The sequence below is a fragment of the Burkholderia sp. Bp9142 genome (genome assembly GCF_003853415.1).
In the GTDB taxonomy this organism is placed as follows: domain Bacteria; phylum Pseudomonadota; class Gammaproteobacteria; order Burkholderiales; family Burkholderiaceae; genus Burkholderia.
The window spans coordinates 1-17,547 of the sequence record NZ_QTPP01000057.1; the positions used below are offsets into that span (position 1 = coordinate 1).

Sequence of the window (17,547 nt, forward strand, 5' to 3'; positions counted from 1 at the left end):
CCGGTCGCGGCGGCGGTTGCGGTCGCGAACCTGAAGCTGCTGCGCGACGAAGGAATCGTCGAGCGCGTGAAGCACGACATCGGGCCGTATTTCCAGCGCAGGCTGCGCGAAGCGCTCGGCGATCATCCGATCGTCGGCGAGATCGCGGGGACGGGGCTCGTCGCGGGCGTCCAGCTTGCGCGCGATCGCGACCGGCGCGAGCGTTTCGATGCAAGCGTCGATATCGGCACGATCTGCCGCGACTTCTGCTTCAGCGGCAACCTGATCATGCGCGCGACCGGCGACCGGATGCTGCTGTCACCGCCGCTCGTGATCCGAGAGTCCGAGGTCGACGAGATCGTCGACAAGGCAACGCGCGCGTTCGATGCGACGGCGGAGCGGGTGGGGTTGGCAGGGTAGGGAGTCGACGCGACGCTTCGATTGCATGTGGTCGAAGCGTCGTCGCTCGTCGAACCCGTTCGTGAAGAACCAGGCAGGGAGGGCGCGCGCAGAAAAGCGACCGCAAAACGAAAAGGGCCTGCGTCGTGAGACGCAGGCCCTTGAATTCTTTGGTGGGCGGTACTGGGATCGAACCAGTGACCCCTGCCGTGTGAAGGCAGTGCTCTACCGCTGAGCTAACCGCCCAAAGAAGCTGAAATTATGTCAGAGCTTTTCGGGTCCGTAAAGCACTTTCTTCAAATATTTTTCAGGCCGGCGCAAAAAGCCATCAGCCGGCCGTCGACGGCTCGACGAGATCGAGGATCGAGCCGTCGCGCTTGAGCGTCGCGAGCACGATGCTCGAATTGATCGACATCACGCCCGTCGCGCGGTGCAGCCGGTTGATCACGAAGTCCGAGTAGTGGTCGAGGTCGCGCGCCCGCACCGTCAGCACGTAGTTCGAGCCGCCCGTCACGATCTGTGCGGCGACGACTTCCGGCCATGCCTGGATCGCCTCCACGAACCGGTCGTGCCACTCGGGCACGTCCGGCCGCATCGACACGTGCACGAGCGCCTCGAACGCGACGCCGACCTTCTTCGGCTCGATCGTGCAGCGGTAGCCGGATATGGCGCCGCGTTCCTCGAGCAGCTTCACGCGCCGCAGGCACGCCGACGGCGACAGCGCGACCGCGTTCGCGAGGTCCTGATTGCTGATGCGTCCGTCCTTCTCGAGGTGTCGGAGGATCCGCATGTCGGTTCGATCCAGGGTCATTTCGCAGAATCCCGTGAATTTTGAGATAACAGATGCAGACTCTACTGCAATCGGCGCGATTCGTCATCGAAAAGTGAAGCTCATTCTATTTCGTCCTCGATAACATGCGGCCCATGTCTCGACCGAACGGCCTGGCGCGATGCCACGCCGCCGGCCGTATTGCCGCATTCAACTCCTACCGTCATTCCGTCATGTACGCACACATTCCCGCCTACCCGGGCGATCCGATCCTGTCGCTGTTCCAGGCGTTCCAGCAGGATGCCCATCCGCGCAAGGTCAACCTCAGCATCGGCCTCTACTACGACGACGCGGGCCGCATCCCGGTGCTCGAGAGCACGCGGCTCGCGGCCGGGCGGCTGCGCGAAGCCGGCGCGCCGCATACGTATCTGCCGATGGAAGGACTCGCCGCGTACCGGCAGGGCGTGCAGCGCCTCGTGTTCGGCGCCGGCTGCGCGGCGCTCGCGCAGGGGCGCATCGCGACGCTGCAGACGCTCGGCGGCTCGGGCGCGCTGCGGCTCGGCGCCGAGTTCGTGAAGCGCTATTTCCCCGACAGCGCGATCTGGATCAGCGATCCGACATGGGACAACCATCGCGTGATCCTTTCGGCGGCCGGCCTCGACGTGCACACCTATCCGTACTACGACGAAGCGCGCAACGACCTTCGCGTCGACGCGATGCTCGCGGCGCTCGATGCGCTGCCCGCGCGCGGCATCGTGCTGCTGCAGCCGTGCTGCCACAACCCGACGGGCCTCGACCTCGACCGCGACGCATGGCGTGCGGTGATCGACGTGCTCGCGCGCCGTGGGCTGATTCCGTTCCTCGACATGGCGTACCAGGGCTTCGGCGACGGACTCGACGACGACGCATGGGCGGTGCGCGCGATCGTCGACGCCGGGCTGCCGGCGATCGTCAGCAACTCGTTCTCGAAGAATTTCTCGCTGTACGGCGAGCGCGTCGGCGGGCTGTCGATCGTCTGCGCGAGCGCGGGCGAAGCGGCGACGGTGCTGAGCCAGCTGCAGGCCGGCGTGCGTCGCACCTATTCGAGCCCGCCGCTGTTCGGCGCGCAGCTCGTGTCGACCGTGCTGAACGACGACGTCCTGCGTGCGTGCTGGGAGGACGAGGTCGCACAGGTGCGCACGCGCATCAAGCGTATGCGCGGCGCGCTGAAGACGCGGCTCGACGCGCGCCTGCCGGCGCCCGCGTTCGATGCGCTCGTCACGCAGCGCGGCATGTTCAGCTACACGGGCATCGCTGCGGCCGACGTGGACCGGCTGCGCGCGTCGCACGGCGTCTACCTGCTGCGCTCGGGCCGCATGTGCATCGCGGGCCTGAACGACGCGAACGTCGACCACGTCGCGAACGCGATCGCCGACGTGCTCGGCGGCTCGTCGCGTCAGGCCGCCTGAGCTTCAGATTCGAAACCGAAGGAGGACACGATGGCAGACACGATCCCGGTCGACTTGCCGCAGCTTGCGCAGCCGTTCTCGTGGGCGACCCGCGCGGGCGGGCTGATGTTTACCGGCCACGGGCCGGTCGATGCGTCCGGCGCGATCGTCGGCGACACGATGGCCGAGCAGGCGCGCGTCACGCTCGGCAATCTCGCGAAGGCCGTCGCGGCCGCCGGGGCGACGATGGGCGACGTCGCGCAGGTGCTCGTCTACCTGTCCGACGTGAAGGCGATGCCCGAATTCGACGCCGAATACCGGCGCCATTTCCGCGAACCGTACCCGAACCGCGCGTGCGTTGGCGTACAGGGCTTCGCGCATCCGGCCATGCGCGTCGAACTCGTCGCGTATGTCGCGCTGGCGGCGCGCGAGTAGGCGCGCGGCTTCGCGCGGATTGCAGTCCCCACGATTACCGACACACCCCAACCAGCACCAACAAACCTAAAGCAACGAGACAAGGATGGAGACGAAGATGAAGAACATCAGACGATTCGCACTGCCAACGATGGCGGGCCTGCTCGCCGCGAGCGGCGCAATGGCGCAGAACAGCGTGACGCTGTACGGCATCGTCGACCAGAGCATCCGCTACACGACGCATGCGAACGCGTCGAACGACGCGAGCGTGCAGATGACCAACGGCGCGATCACCAACAGCCGCTGGGGCCTGAAAGGCAGCGAAGCGCTCGGCGGCGGGCTGAAGGCGATCTTCCAGCTCGAGAGCGGCTTCGAGCCGCAGAACGGGCAGCTCGACGGCGCGCTGTTCGGCCGCTACGCGTATGTCGGCCTCGCGAGCGACTGGGGCACCGTGAAGCTCGGCCGGCAGGCGACCGAGGCGTTCAACCTGTTCGGCGATCTCGACCCGCTGACGGTCGGCAACTACACGGCCAACATGTGGCCGTACTTCCTCACGCAGGGCCGCGCAAGCAACGTCGTCAGCTACGACGGCACCTTCGGCGGGCTGAACGTCGGCGCGAGCTACGGCTTCGGCGGTGTCGCGGGCAGCCTCGGCGCGAATGCGTACTGGGGCACGCACGCGTCGTATACGCTCGGCGGGCTGATGTTCGGCGCGACCTACCAGCAGGTGCGCGACCTGAACAGCCGCGCACAGCAGGCATGGGGCGCGGGCGCACGCTACGCGTTCGGCGCGGCGACGCTGTATGCGGGCTATCTCGGCGGCATCGACCGCACGGGCATGCTCGACCGGCAGCTGCTGAATGCGCCGGGCCGCGACGTGACCTACGGTTCGTTCGCCGACAACCCGCGCCGCGACACGATCTTCTACACCGGCGCGAGCGTGAAGGTCACGCCGGCGGTATCGGTGACGGGCGTCGCGTACTACGACGACATCCGCAACGTGAACGGCATGGCAGGTAACGGCGGGAAGCGCTATACGGGCGTGCTCGAGGCCGAGTACGCGCTGTCGAAGGCGACGCAGGTCTACGCGACGGTCGACTACAACCGGGTGACCGGCGGCGCGTTCACCGAAATGCCGGGACGCGGCAACCAGACGGGCATCGCGGCCGGCTTGCGCCACCTGTTCTGAGCACGCGGCGCGCGGTGGCCGGTGCGGTCCGGCACCGGCCCGTGCGTCGTCGACGTTTCCACCGGACACACGCTTTCGAACGAGGTCATTCGATGCAACCAGAAGGGCAATTCCAGCACATCGCGGCGCGCGAGCACGGTCTGCGCCGCACGCTTTCCGCACGGCAGATGGCGATGATCGCGATCGGCGGTGCGATCGGCACCGGTCTCTTTCTCGGCAGCGGGTTCGCGATCGGCTTCGCGGGCCCGAGCGTGCTCGTCAGCTACGCGATCGGCGCGTTCATCTCGCTGCTGCTGATGGGCTGTCTCGCCGAGATGACGGTCGCGCACCCGACCTCCGGGTCGTTCGGCGCGTACGCCGAACATTACGTGAGCCCGTGGGCCGGGTTCCTGGTGCGCTATGCGTACTGGGCGTGCATCGTGCTCGCGGTCGGCACTGAAGTCACCGCGATCGCGCTGTACATGAAGTACTGGTTCCCGGGCGTGCCGGGCTGGCTGTGGATCGTCGGCTTCTCGGCGCTGCTCGTGTTCGTCAATGCGCGCAGCGTCGATGTGTTCGGCGCGGTCGAATACGGTTTCTCGGTCGTGAAGATCGCGGCGATCGTCGGCTTCATCGTGCTCGGCGCGTATGTCGTGTTCGGCAATCCGGCGCTGGTCGGCGACGGCGCGGCCCGCGCGGGCTTCCACCATTACACCGCTCACGGCGGCTTCTTTCCGAAGGGCATGTGGGGGATGTGGGTCGCGGTGATCGTGTCGATCTTCAGCTACCTGAGCATCGAGATGATCGCGGTCGCGGCGGGCGAGGCGGAAGATCCCGAGCGTGCGGTGACGCGCGCGTTCCGCTCGACGATCGTGCGGCTCGTGCTGTTCTACCTCGTCACGCTCGCGCTGATGCTCGCGATCGTGCCGTGGACGGCGGCGGGGCGCGACGAGAGCCCGTTCGTGAAGGTGATGGAGGCGATCCACCTGCCGGGCGCGGCCGGGCTGATCAACTTCGTCGTGCTGATCGCCGCGCTGTCCGCGATGAACAGCCAGCTCTACATCACGACGCGGATGATGTTCAGCCTGTCGCGTGCGGGCCATGCGCCGAAGGCGCTCGGCGAAGTGAACGCGCGCGGCGTGCCGCTCGGCGCGCTGATGCTGTCGACCCTCGGCATCGCGCTCGCGACGATCCTGAGCGTGCTGTATCCGGACGCGTCGTTCACGATCATGATGTCGGTGTCGATGTTCGGCGCGCTGTTCACGTGGATGATGATCTTCGTCACGCACTACTGCTTCCGGCGGCGTCGCGCGGCGCTCGGCCTGCCGGCGCCCGCGTTCCGGATGCGCGGCTTCCCGCTGCTGACGCTGCTCGGCGCGGCGCTGATGCTCGCGGTGATGGTGACGACCTACTTCACGGTCGAATTCCACATGACGCTGATCTTCGGCATTCCGTTCCTGCTTGCGTTGTCCGTCGTGTACGCGGTGTGGTACCGGCGCGCGCAGCCGGCGCTGCAGCCGGAAGCCAAGTGACGCGGTGAAGTCACGCAGCCAAGTAGCGCAGCCAAGTAACGGCGGGCCGGTTCAGCCCGCGAGCGCGGGCAGCGCGTCGATCGATGCGCGCACGTAGTCGGCGAAGCGCAGCGCGACCGGTTCGGCGGTGCCGCTGCGCTTCAGCTCGAGCGTGCGCGACTCGAGCGGCGCATCCTTCAGCGGCCGGAACGCGAGCCGGTCGCTCTTCGCCTGCTGTAGCACGCGCGGCACCAGCGCGATGCCCATCCCGAACTCGATCATCGACAGAATCGTCTGCCACAGCCGCGCCTCGTGACGGATCAACGGAGAGAATCCCGCGTTCACGCATTGCGCGATGATCAGGTCGTGATAGTGGGGCGCCGCGTCGCGCGGAAACAGGATGAACGGTTCCGCGGCCAGCGCGGCGAGCGCGACGTGCCGGCGCCTTGCGAGCGGATGCGCGGCCGGCAGGCAGCACACGAACGGTTCCGTGTAGACGGGCGTCGACTCGACCTCGGGCGGGCAGTGGCCCCAGTGCGCATAGCCGAGATCGATCTGGCCGCGCTGGATCGCCTGCACTTGCGCCTGCGTGTTCATTTCGCTCAGCACGATTTCCACGCCCGGGTAGTCGGCCTCGAAGCGCCGCACCGCATCGGGCAGCCCGCGATACAGCATCGAATGGACGAAGCCGATCCGCAGCCGGCCCGCGAGGCCGGACGCCGAGCGTACCGTCAGGCGCTCGGCCTCGGCCGCCTGCAGCAGCAGCCGGCGCGCTTCGCCGAGCAGCACTGCGCCGGCGTTGGTCAGCGCGACCGTCTTGTTGGTGCGCGAAAAGAGTTGCACGCCGAGCGCTTCCTCGAACTTGCGGATGTCGAAGCTCAGCGCCGGCTGCGAGATGAACAGGCGCTTCGCCGCGCGCCCGAAATGCAGTTCCTCGGCGACCGCCACGAAGTAGCGCAACTGCCTCAGTTCCATGCTGTCTCCTCCCCGCATCGGGATCGATAAGCGCTGTCTATCGTACCGGATAAATCCTGTATTGGACGCTTATCGATCACGCGCCTACGCTCTGCTGAACGCCTGGCACGAGCCGGCCGCACCGCCACGGCGCGGGCGCCGGCCGGCAGCCGGGCCACCCCTGGAGACGCATGCATGAACGAGACCGCTCGCACGCCGGACGCCCGCGCATCCGGCAACATCCCCGACAGCCGGGGCGTCAATTTCTTCACCGCCGATCCCGATCTCGGCGCGTTGCTGAAGCTGCATCTCGGCGCCACTCATTACGCACGGCTCGAACCGCAACTGCACGCGCTCGGCGCGCGCGTGTCGGGCGAACTCGACGAATGGGCGTCGCGCGCGGACAAGCATCCGCCGGTGCTCGAGCACCGCAACCGGCGCGGCGAGGCCGTGCAGCGGATCGACAAGGACCCTGCGTATGTCGCGCTCGAACGCGTCGCGTATTCGGAACTCGGGCTCGCGGCGCTGAGCCACCAGCCCGAGGCGGTGGCGCCGCTCGTCAAGTACGCGCTGACGTTCCTGTTCGTGCAGGCCGAATTCGGGCTGTGCTGCCCGGTCAGCATGACGGATTCGCTGACGCGCACGCTGCGCCGTTTCGGCGAGCCGGCGCTCGTCGAACACTACCTGCCGATGCTCGCGTCGCGCGATTTCGACACGCTGTTCCAGGGCGCGATGTTCATGACCGAGCAGGCGGCCGGCTCCGACGTCGGCCGCATCGCGACGCGCGCGGTGCGCGAAACGGACGCGCAGGGTGGGACGGTGTGGCGCCTGTACGGCGACAAGTGGTTCTGCTCGAACGCGGACGCGGATCTCGCGATGGTGCTCGCGCGGCCCGACGGCGCGCCCGACGGCATCAAGGGGCTCGCGCTGTTCCTGTTGCCGAAGGTGCTGCCGGACGGCACGCGCAACCGCTACCGGATCGTGCGGCTGAAAGACAAGCTCGGCAGCCGTTCGATGGCGAGCGGCGAGATCGCGCTCGAAGGCGCGCAGGCCTGGCTGATCGGCGAGATCGGCCGCGGTTTTCACCAGATGGCCGACATGATCAACATGTCGCGGCTGTCGAACGGCGTGCGCGCGGCCGGGATGATGCGGCGCGCGCTGAACGAAGCGTTGCATGTCGCCGCGCATCGCGAGGCCTTCGGCCGCAAGCTGATCGAGATGCCGCTGATGCAGCGCCAGCTGATGAAGATGCTGCTGCCCGCCGAGGCCGCGCGTGCGATGTTCATGCAGATCGCGCTGCTGCTGCCGCAGGCGGATGCGGGCGACGAGCAGGCCGCGCGCTGCGTGCGCATCCTGACGCCGCTGATCAAGTTCCGCGCGTGCCGCGATGCGCGCCGCGTGACGGGCGATGCGATGGAAGTGCGCGGCGGCACCGGCTACATCGAGGAATGGAGCGATGCGCGGCTCGTGCGCGACGCGCATCTCGGCTCGATCTGGGAAGGCACCAGCAACATCGTCGCGCTCGACGTCGCGCGCGCCGCGCAGCGCGAGCAGGCGCTCGACGCGCTGCGCACGTTCCTCGGCGACCGGCTCGGCGCGGCGCCGCTGCCCGAGGCGAGCCGCGCGGCGCTGCGGCGCATTCTCGCGCGCGCATGCGATGCGCTCGCACGCGTCGCGGCGGAAGGCGATGACGCGCGCGTGCGGCAGGCTGCGTCGGCGCTGTACTACGCGAGTGCGGCCGTGCTGATGGCGTGCGAGGGCGTGCGGCTCGCGCCCGATCACCGGCGCCTCGCGCTCGCGCACCTGATCGTGCGTCACAAGCTGCTGCCGGTCGACCCGCTCGCGCTGGCGTCGCGCGACGACGACGCGGCGGCGTTCGACGCGCTGCTGCGCGGCACGCCGGTGCCGCTCGACATGGCGCTCGACCTGCTGCCGGAGGTCGAACGATGAATGCGACGAACGAGACGAACGCGCCCCGTGGCGCACTGGACGGCCTGAAGGTCGTCGACCTGAGCCGCGTGCTCGGCGGCCCGTACTGCACGCAGGCGCTCGCCGACCACGGCGCGACGGTGATCAAGATCGAGCCGCCGGGCGGCGACGAGACGCGCGGCTGGGGGCCGCCGTTCCTCGGCGACACCGCGTGGTACTTCATGGGTGTGAACCGTAACAAGGAAGGGCTTGCGCTCGACCTGTCGCGCGACGAAGGGCGCGCGATCCTGTGGCGCCTGCTCGACGACGCCGACGTGCTCGTCGAGAACTTCAAGCCCGGCACGCTCGCGCGCTGGGGGATGGACTACGCGCGCGACCTGCAGCCGCGTTTCCCGCGCCTGATCCACTGCGCGGTGACGGGCTTCGGCGAGGACGGCCCGCTCGGCGGGCTGCCCGGCTACGACGCGGTGATCCAGGCGATGGCCGGGCTGATGAGCGTCAACGGCGAGCGCGACGGCGACGCGCTGCGCATCGGGTTGCCGATCGTCGACATGGTCACGGGGCTCAACGCGCTGGCCGGCATCCTGCTCGCGCTCGCCGAGCGCGAGAGGAGCGGGCGGGGCCAGTCGATCGACATCGCGCTGTACGACTGCGGCGTGTCGCTGCTGCATCCGCACCTGCCGAACTTCTTCGGCTCGGGGCGCGTGCCCGAGCGCAGCGGCAACGCGCATCCGAACATCGCGCCGTACGACAGCTACCGCACGGCGACCGTGCCGATCTTCCTCGCGGTCGGCAACGACCGGCAGTTCGCACGCCTCGTCGCGCATCTCGGCGCGCCGGCGCTGGCCGGCGACCCGCGCTTCGTCGACAACCGCAGCCGCTGCGCGCACCGGCCCGAGCTGAAGGCCGAACTCGAGGCACGGCTCGCCGCGCATCCGTGCGAGCCGCTCGCGCGCGATCTGATGGCGGCGGGCGTGCCGTGCGGGCCGGTGCGTACGGTCGCCGACGTCGCACGCGATCCGCATGCGCTGCACCGCGCGCTGTTCGTCGAGATCGGCGCGTATCGCGGCACCGCATCGCCGGTGAGGCTGTCGCGCACGCCGGCGACCTACCGTTCGCCGCCGCCCGCGCTCGGTCGCGACACGCGCGCGGTGCTCGAGCGCCTCGGCGTCGATCCCGCGCTCCAGCAGCAGTTGCTCGACGCCGGCGTGCTGAAGGTCGCGCCCGACCCGGCGTGACCGGTCGAGGGGGCTTGCAGGCGAGCATCCCCGGCCGACGAAACGGGACGCAAGGCAGCGCAACGCAAGGCAATACCGCCAGCCGGCGGCGCAAGGCCGGCCATCCGGCAAGGCACGCGACAGTCGCGCCGCCGATCACGAACATGGAGACATCGATGAGCCGTCCGCAATCCCCGTCCGCCGCACAGCCGCGGCCAGGCCGCGCCGCCCTCGCGGCATTCGTCGGCACCACGATCGAGTGGTACGACTTCTACATCTACGGCACCGCCGCCGCGCTCGTGTTCGGCAAGGTGTTCTTCTCGAGCACGATGGATCCCGGCGTCGCGACGCTGCTCGCGTTCGTCACGTTCTGGGCCGGCTTCGCCGCGCGGCCGCTCGGCGGGATCGTGTTCGGGCACCTCGGCGATCGCGTCGGCCGCAAGACCGCGCTCGTGATCACGCTGGTGATGATGGGGCTCGCCACGACCGGCATCGGCCTCTTGCCCGGCTATGCGTCGATCGGCGTGTGGGCGCCCGCGGGCCTCGTCGTGCTGCGCGTGCTGCAGGGCATCGCGGTCGGCGGCGAGTGGGGCGGCGCGGTGCTCATCGCGAGCGAGAACGCGCCGAAGCACCGCAGCATCCTGTACGCGGCGTTCGCGCAGCAGGGGTCGCCCACCGGCAATCTGCTCGCGACGGCCGCCTTCTTCGCGCTGAGCGCGCTGCCGACGCCGTCGTTCCTGATGTGGGGCTGGCGCCTTCCATTCCTGCTGTCGGCGGTGCTCGTGATCATCGGGATGGTGATCCGGCTGCGACTCGAGGAATCGATCGACATGCAGCGTGTGCTCGCGCGCAAGCGGACGGTGAAGCTGCCGCTGCGCGACGTCGTGCGCGACCACTGGCCCGTCGTGCTGCTCGCGGCCGGCACGCTGCCGGTGATCAACGTCACGTATTTCCGCAGCACGTTCGCGCTGTCGTGGGCGACGAAGGCGCTCGGCTACGCGCAGGGCACGTTCCTCGGCATCCTGTCGATCTCGCTCGTCGTGCAGTTCCTGATGCAGCCGGTCGGCGCGTGGTTCGTGTCGAAGGTCGACATGCGGCGGGCGATGTGCTGGATCCTGATTCCCGAGATCGTGCTGATGCCGGTGATGTTCCATGCGCTCGCGACCCGGTCGTACTGGGTCGCCGTCGCGGGGATGTGCATCTCGACGATTCCGTCGGCGATGTTCTACGGCGCGGTCGGCGGCGTGCTCGCGCGCGTGTTCCCGGCCAACATCCGCTATACGGGCCTGTCGCTCGCGTACCAGCTGAGCGCGCTCGTCGTCGGCGGCGGCACGCCGGTGCTCGCGCAGGCGATCCTGAACGCGACCGGCAGCATCGTCGGCGTCGCGATCGCGTCGGGGCTGTATGCGCTCGTGTCGCTCGCGTGCATGCTCGCGCTGCTGAATCGTACCGGCTACCGCGCGGACGAACTGTCGACGGCCGAGCGTAGCGATGCGGCCGAATGGGGTACCGAAAGCGCGAGCGCCGAAAGTCCGGCCGGCGAGCCCGCGCAGCCGGACGAGCGCGGCGCGTTGAAACCGGCGGGTTGAGCCGGCAGGCCGGTGCGGCTTGCCGACCACGCGGCGTCGAACGCGCCGGGCCGATCGCATCGGCTCGATTCCACTTCCCCAAAAGCAAACGGCACCGTGCGAAACACGGTGCCGTTTGCCTTGCGTCGTTTCGCGCGAGGCCGGCGTGGCCGGCCTGCACGAGGCGCGGCGCTCAGCCTTCCGTCGGCGGCACGTAGCCGGACGCCTGGTCCGCGCCGTCGCCGAAGAAGTACTTCTCGGTCTGCTTCATCAGGTACTGGCGTGCGCGCGGGTCGGCCATGTTCAGGCGGTTCTCGTTGATCAGCATCGTCTGCTGCTTGAGCCAGCCTTGCCACGCTTCCTTCGACACGCTTTCGTAAATGCGCTTGCCGAGTTCGCCCGGCAGCGGCGGGAAATCGAGACCTTCGGCTTCCTTGCCGAGCTTCGCGCATTGAATCATTCGGGCCATCGTGTACTTCTCCTGTAATCGATCTGGGGGAGGGCAGTCGTGCCTGCGCTCAGAGCTGCTTCATCAGCACGAGCGACTTGCGCTGCCAGTTATAGAGTTTGCGGCGGTCTTCCGGCAGGTCGTCGACGCTGACCTTGACGAAGCCGCGCTTGAGGAACCAGTGCTCGGTGCGCGTCGTGAGCACGAAGATGTGCGTGAGGCCGCGCGCGCGGGCGCGCTGCTCGATGCGCTTGAGCAGGCGTTCGCCGTCGCCCGAGCCCTGCGCTTCCGGCGCGACCGTCAGGCACGCCATCTCGCCGATCTTTTCCTGCTGGTACGGATACAGCGCCGCGCAGCCGAACAGCACGCCATCGTGCTCGATCACCGAGAAGTGGTCGATGTCGCGTTCGATCTGGTGGCGGCCGCGCCGCACCAGCGTGCCGTCCGACTCGAGCGGCTCGATCAGCGACAGGATGCCGCCGACGTCGTCCGGCGTCGCTTCGCGCAGGCTCTCGAGGTTCTCGTACGAGATCATCGTGCCGACGCCGTCGTGCAGGAACAGTTCGAGCAGCATGCTGCCGTCGAGCGACTGCGGAATCAGGTGGGCCCGGGTCACGCCGCCGCGGCATGCGCGGATCGAGTGCTTCAGGAAGAACGCATCATCGCCCTGGATGTTGCCGGAGTCGAGCAGCTCGGCGGCCGCGTCGAGCGACATTTCGCGGATCAGCTCGCCTTCGTCGTCGACGATGCCGGGCGCCTCGGTCAGGAAGATGATCTTGTCGGCGCGCAGCGCGATCGCGGCGGCCGAGGCGACGTCTTCCATCGACAGGTTGAACGCCTCGCCGGTCGGCGAGAAGCCGAGCGGCGACAGCAGCACGAGCTTGCGGCTCGCGAGCGAATGACGGATCGATTCGGCGTCGATCTTGCGCACGATGCCGGTGTGCGCGAAATCGACCCCGTCGAGAATCCCCACCGGCCGTGCGGTCACGAAGTTGCCGGACACGACGCTGATGTGCGCATGCGCCATCGGCGAGTTCGGCAGACCCTGGCTGATCGCGGCCTCGATGTCGAGACGCACTTCGCCGGCCGCTTCCTTCGCGGATTCCAGCGCGCGCGCATCGGTGATGCGCAGCCCGTGCGAAAACTCGGATTCGACACCATGCAGGCTCAGCTGCTCCTCGACCTGCGGCCGCGAGCCGTGCACCAGCACGATCTGGATGCCCATCGCCTGCAGCAGCGCGATGTCGGACACGAGCGCGTTCAGGAGCCCCTGCTGCACCACCTCGCCGCCGAACCCCACGACGAACGTGCTGTTGCGGAACCTGTGGATATAGGGCGCGACGGAGCGCATCCAGTCGACGAACTGCGCGTGGCTGGCGGCCGAATCGTCGGCGGCCGGCGGCGTCGCGGCGCCGGTCTGGGCGGGAGGGAGGTCGGTTTGGGAATTCATGGGCGGGATTATAATGCGCCCCCATGTCGAATGTACCTAAAAGTCCCGCGCCGACGCGGGCCAAAGCGCCGTCGGCCAGGCACCCGGATGGTGCGGCCGATGCGCGTCAGCAGCAGGGCCAGCCGCCGCGCCAGCAGCAACAGCAGCAGGCGGGCAAGCCGCCGCGCGGGCCGCACGGCGATGAGCGGCGCCGCGAGGCGGGCCAGCCGGCCGCGAAGGGCGCGCCCCAGGCCACCGGCGAGCGCGCGCCGCGCCGCGAACGTCCGCCGCGCGCGACCGTCGCGCCGAATCCCGTCCCGCCGATCACCTACCCCGAAAGCCTGCCGGTGTCGGGCAAGCGCGACGAAATCGCGCGCGCGATCGCCGGTCATCAGGTCGTCATCGTCTGCGGCGAAACGGGTTCGGGCAAGACCACCCAGCTGCCGAAGATCTGTCTCGAGCTCGGCCGCGGCCTCGGCGCCGGCGGCACGGGCCTGATCGGCCACACGCAGCCGCGGCGCCTCGCCGCGTCGTCGACCGGCCGGCGGATCGCCGAGGAACTCGGCACGCCGTTCGGCGAGGTGGTCGGCTACAAGGTGCGCTTCACCGACAATCTCGCGCCGGGCGCGTCCGTCAAGCTGATGACGGACGGCATCCTGCTCGCCGAGACGCAGACCGATCCGCTGCTGAAGGCGTACGACACGCTGATCATCGACGAGGCGCACGAGCGCAGCCTGAACATCGACTTCCTGCTCGGCTACCTGAAGGAGATCCTGCCGAGGCGGCCGGACCTGAAGCTGATCGTCACGTCCGCGACGATCGATGCGGACCGCTTCGCGCGCCACTTCGGCACCGACGCGCGCCCGGCGCCCGTGATCGAGGTGAGCGGGCGGCTGTATCCGGTCGAGATGCGCTACCGCCCGGTGGCCGAGGATCGCCCGGCCGTGAAGCACGCCGAGGGCACCGGCGGCCGCGACCGCGTGAAGACCGCGCGCGAGGCCGAACGCGACCTGATGGACGCGATCGTCGACGCGGTCGACGAACTGTGCCGCGAAGGCCCCGGCGACGTGCTGGTGTTCCTGCCCGGCGAGCGCGAGATCCGCGAGGCGGCCGAGGCGCTGCGCAAGCACCATCCGCCGCATACCGAGATCCTGCCGCTGTTCGCGCGGCTGTCGGCTGCCGACCAGGACAAGGTGTTCAAGGCGTCGAACGCGCGCCGCATCGTGCTCGCGACCAACGTGGCCGAAACGTCGCTGACGGTGCCGGGCATCCGCTACGTCGTCGACACCGGGCTCGCGCGCGTGAAGCGCTATTCGTACCGGAACAAGGTCGAGCAGCTGCAGGTCGAGTCGATCTCGCAGGCCGCCGCGAACCAGCGCGCGGGCCGCTGCGGCCGGGTGGCCGACGGCGTCTGCATCCGCTTGTACGAGGAAAGCGACTACCAGGCGCGTGCGCGTTTCACCGACCCGGAGATCCTGCGCTCGTCGCTCGCGTCGGTGATTCTGCGGATGAAATCGCTGCACCTGACCGCGATCGAATCGTTCCCGTTCCTCGAGCCGCCGCCCGGCCGCGCGATCGCGGACGGCTACCAGCTGCTCAACGAACTCGGCGCGGTCGACGACGACAACGCGCTGACGCCGCTCGGCCGCGAGCTCGCACGGCTGCCGCTCGACCCGCGCGTCGGCCGCATGATCCTCGCCGCGCGCGACCAGCAGTCGCTGCGCGAGGTGCTGATCATCGCGAGCGCGCTGTCCGTGCAGGACCCGCGCGACCGTCCGATCGAAGCGCAGGAGCAGGCTGACCAGGCGCATCGCCGCTTTGCCGACGAGCGCTCCGAATTCCTGCAGTGGCTGAAGATCTGGGCGTGGTTCGAAGAGGCCGTCGCGCACAAGAAGTCGAACCGCCAACTGATCGACGCGTGCCGGCAGAACTTCCTGTCGCACCTGCGGCTGCGCGAATGGCGCGACGTCCATTCGCAGCTGCTGACGGTCGTGCGCGAGCACGGCTGGCGGCTCAACGAGGCCGAGGCAACCTACGAGCAGGTCCATCTGGCCCTGTTGACAGGCCTGCTCGGCAACCTCGGCATGAAGGCCGACGACGATCCGCACTACCTCGGCGCGCGCGGGATCAAGTTCTACCTGTGGCCGGGCTCCGCGCTCGCGAAGAAGGCCGGCCGCTGGGTGATGGCGGCCGAACTCGTCGAGACGAGCCGGCTGTATGCGCGCTGCCTCGCGAAGATCGAGCCGGAATGGGTCGAGAAGATCGGCGCGCACCTGCTGAAGAAGTCGCTGTCGGAGCCGCACTGGGAAAAACGTCCTGCACAGGTCAGCGCGTTCGAGCGCGCGACGCTGTACGGGCTGCCGATCTATCACCGCCGGCGCGTCGCGTTCGGCCAGCAGGATCCGGCGCGTGCGCGCGAGCTGTTCATCCGCGGCGCGCTGGTCGAAGGCGAGTTCGACACGAAGCTGCCGTTCTTCGCGCACAACCGCAAGCTGCTCGCCGACATCGAGCAGCTCGAGCACAAGTCGCGCCGGCAGGACGTGCTGGTCGACGACGAGCTGATCTACGCGTACTACGACCAGGCGATTCCCGAGGGCATCCATACCGGCGCGGCATTCGAGCGCTGGTATCGCGACGAGGTGAAGCAGGGCGGCCAGGCGGAGGACAGGCAACGGCTGCTGTACCTGTCGCGCGACGACCTGATGCGCCACGAGGCGGCCGGCGTGACGACCGAGCTGTTCCCGAAGCGCGCGACGATGGCCGGCGTCGAGATGGCGCTCACCTACCATTTCGAGCCCGGCACGCCGCGCGACGGCGTGACGCTTGCGGTGCCGCTCTACGCGCTGAACCAGGTCGATGCGCGCCGTTGCGAATGGCTCGTGCCGGGGATGCTGAAGGAGAAGGTGCAGCTGCTGCTGAAGTCGCTGCCGCAGAAACTGCGCCGGCACTGCGTGCCGCTGCCCGAGTACGCGGCCGGCTTCGTCGAGCGCGCGGGCCGCGAGCGCTTCGGCGCGGGCGGCCTCGTCGAGGCGCTGATCGCCGACGTGCGCGGCCAGACGCAGGTCGCGATGAAGACGGCCGACTTCAAGCTCGAGACGCTGCCCGCGCACCTGTTCATGAACTTCAAGGTGATCGACGAGCACGGCCGCCAGCTCGCGATGGGGCGCAATCTCGCGCAGCTGCGTCAGGAACTCGGTGCGCAGGCGCAGCAGCAGTTCCAGAAGATCGCGGCGGCGTCGACGATCGCGCCCGGCGGCGACGCTGATGCCGGCGACGCGGGCGACACGCCGGCGCCTGCTGCCGCGCCGGGTTCGGCGGCGCAGGGCGGCAAGGCCGGCAGGGGCGCGGCGCCGCACACGGCCGCCCCGGCGGAAGCCGGCGCGACCGCGCTTTACGAGAACCTGACGACGTGGAACTTCGGCAAGCTCCCCGAGTTGCTCGAGATCCGCCGCCGCGGCCAGACGCTGTACGGCTATCCGGCGCTCGTCGATCGCGGCACGCATTGCGACGTCGAGGTGTTCGACTCGCCGGAGGAGGCCGCGCGGATCCACCGTGCCGGCTTGCGGCGGCTGTTCGCGCTGCAGCTGAAGGAGCCGATCAAGTTCCTCGAGAAGAACCTGCCGGGGCTGCGCGAGATGGCGATGCAGTACATGTCGCTCGGCACGCAGGACGAGCTGCGCGACCAGCTGATCGACACGGCGCTCGATCGCGCGTGCCTGCAGGACCCGCTGCCCGACGACGACGCGAGCTTCCACGCTCGCCGCGACGAGGGCCGGAGCCGCCTGAACCTGCTCGCGCAGGAGATCGCGCGGCTCGTCGGGCAGATCCTCGCCGAATACGCGGGACTCGCGAAGAAGCTCGCGCAGGCGAAGCCGTTCGCGCAGGCCCACGCGGACCTGCAGCAGCAGCTCGCCGCGCTGGTCGGCAAGCGCTTCGTGATCGACACGCCTTACGTGCAGCTTGCGCACTTCCCGCGCTACCTGAAGGGGATCGCGCTGCGGATCGACAAGCTGAAGGCGGACCCGGCGCGCGACGCGAAGCAGGCCGGCGAGCTGCTGCCGCTCGTCCAGCAGTACCAGCGCGCGGTGTCGCAGCGCGGCGGTGTCGCCGACCCGCGGCTCGCGGAATTCCGCTGGCTGCTGGAGGAACTGCGCATTTCGCTGTTCGCGCAGGAACTGCGCACGCCGATGCCTGTCTCTGTCAAGCGTCTGCACAAGGTCTGGGAGTCGATGCAGCGCTAGCGCAACGGCGGTTGTCCGGGCCCGCACCGGCTGCCGGTCCGGCCGGCCGCGCGGCGCCTGCCGCGGCGGGCCGCACGGCGGCCGCGGCGTGCGT

13 protein-coding genes and 1 tRNA gene are annotated in these 17,547 nt (G+C 69.1%); 9 read left to right on the forward strand and 5 right to left on the reverse strand.

Annotated elements, in window-relative coordinates; translation table 11 throughout:
- A partial coding sequence (locus DIE22_RS35515; RefSeq protein ID WP_124607289.1) for an aminotransferase class III-fold pyridoxal phosphate-dependent enzyme occupies positions 1-399 on the forward strand: 399 nt, incomplete at its 5' end.
- 150 nt (positions 400-549) lie between these two features.
- Here DIE22_RS35515 and DIE22_RS35520 read toward each other — a convergent pair.
- Positions 550-624: transfer RNA gene (locus DIE22_RS35520), tRNA-Val, on the reverse strand.
- 82 nt (positions 625-706) lie between these two features.
- Positions 707-1,189 carry an Lrp/AsnC family transcriptional regulator gene (locus DIE22_RS35525; RefSeq protein ID WP_124501702.1) on the reverse strand — a complete coding sequence of 161 codons (483 nt, stop codon included), beginning with the start codon at positions 1,187-1,189 and terminating at the stop codon, positions 707-709.
- Between the two features lie 191 nt (positions 1,190-1,380).
- Between DIE22_RS35525 and DIE22_RS35530 the strand changes: the two genes are divergently transcribed.
- From DIE22_RS35530 to DIE22_RS35545, 4 genes are all read left to right on the forward strand, one after another.
- Positions 1,381-2,595, forward strand: a complete 1,215-nt coding sequence (locus DIE22_RS35530) for an amino acid aminotransferase (RefSeq protein ID WP_124607290.1) — start codon at positions 1,381-1,383, stop codon at positions 2,593-2,595.
- Positions 2,596-2,625: 30 nt separating this feature from the next.
- The gene (locus DIE22_RS35535; RefSeq protein WP_124607291.1) at positions 2,626-3,009 is read left to right on the forward strand and encodes a RidA family protein; all 384 of its coding nucleotides are present in this window, start codon (positions 2,626-2,628) and stop codon (positions 3,007-3,009) included.
- A 97-nt stretch (positions 3,010-3,106) separates the two neighbouring features.
- Complete coding sequence (locus tag DIE22_RS35540) at positions 3,107-4,177, forward strand: porin (RefSeq protein ID WP_409364669.1); 1,071 nt, start codon at positions 3,107-3,109, stop codon at positions 4,175-4,177.
- A gap of 92 nt (positions 4,178-4,269) precedes the next feature.
- Positions 4,270-5,688 carry an amino acid permease gene (locus DIE22_RS35545; RefSeq protein WP_124501706.1) on the forward strand — a complete coding sequence of 473 codons (1,419 nt, stop codon included), beginning with the start codon at positions 4,270-4,272 and terminating at the stop codon, positions 5,686-5,688.
- 51 nt (positions 5,689-5,739) lie between these two features.
- Here the strand turns inward: DIE22_RS35545 and DIE22_RS35550 are convergent, their stop codons facing one another.
- A complete protein-coding gene (locus DIE22_RS35550) occupies positions 5,740-6,642 on the reverse strand; it encodes a LysR family transcriptional regulator (RefSeq protein ID WP_124501707.1) in 903 nt (300 codons plus the stop codon).
- Positions 6,643-6,816: 174 nt separating this feature from the next.
- Here DIE22_RS35550 and DIE22_RS35555 point away from each other — a divergent pair, with 174 nt between their 5' ends.
- From DIE22_RS35555 to DIE22_RS35565, 3 genes are all read left to right on the forward strand, one after another.
- Positions 6,817-8,571 carry an acyl-CoA dehydrogenase family protein gene (locus DIE22_RS35555; protein WP_124607292.1) on the forward strand — a complete coding sequence of 585 codons (1,755 nt, stop codon included), beginning with the start codon at positions 6,817-6,819 and terminating at the stop codon, positions 8,569-8,571.
- Complete coding sequence (locus DIE22_RS35560) at positions 8,568-9,788, forward strand: CaiB/BaiF CoA-transferase family protein (protein ID WP_124607293.1); 1,221 nt, start codon at positions 8,568-8,570, stop codon at positions 9,786-9,788. The genes DIE22_RS35555 and DIE22_RS35560 overlap by 4 nt, the downstream gene beginning before the upstream one ends.
- A gap of 155 nt (positions 9,789-9,943) precedes the next feature.
- A complete protein-coding gene (locus DIE22_RS35565) occupies positions 9,944-11,356 on the forward strand; it encodes an MFS transporter (protein ID WP_124607294.1) in 1,413 nt (470 codons plus the stop codon).
- Positions 11,357-11,528: 172 nt separating this feature from the next.
- Here DIE22_RS35565 and DIE22_RS35570 read toward each other — a convergent pair whose 3' ends face one another.
- Both DIE22_RS35570 and argA read right to left on the reverse strand, forming a co-directional pair.
- Positions 11,529-11,804, reverse strand: coding sequence for an oxidative damage protection protein (locus DIE22_RS35570; RefSeq protein WP_006478357.1), 276 nt, complete (start codon positions 11,802-11,804; stop codon positions 11,529-11,531).
- Positions 11,805-11,853: 49 nt separating this feature from the next.
- A complete protein-coding gene (gene argA, locus DIE22_RS35575; RefSeq protein WP_124607295.1) occupies positions 11,854-13,233 on the reverse strand; it encodes an amino-acid N-acetyltransferase in 1,380 nt (459 codons plus the stop codon).
- A gap of 23 nt (positions 13,234-13,256) precedes the next feature.
- Here argA and hrpA point away from each other — a divergent pair, with 23 nt between their 5' ends.
- Positions 13,257-17,453 carry an ATP-dependent RNA helicase HrpA gene (gene hrpA, locus DIE22_RS35580; RefSeq protein ID WP_124607296.1) on the forward strand — a complete coding sequence of 1,399 codons (4,197 nt, stop codon included), beginning with the start codon at positions 13,257-13,259 and terminating at the stop codon, positions 17,451-17,453.
- Positions 17,454-17,547: the final 94 nt, after the last annotated feature.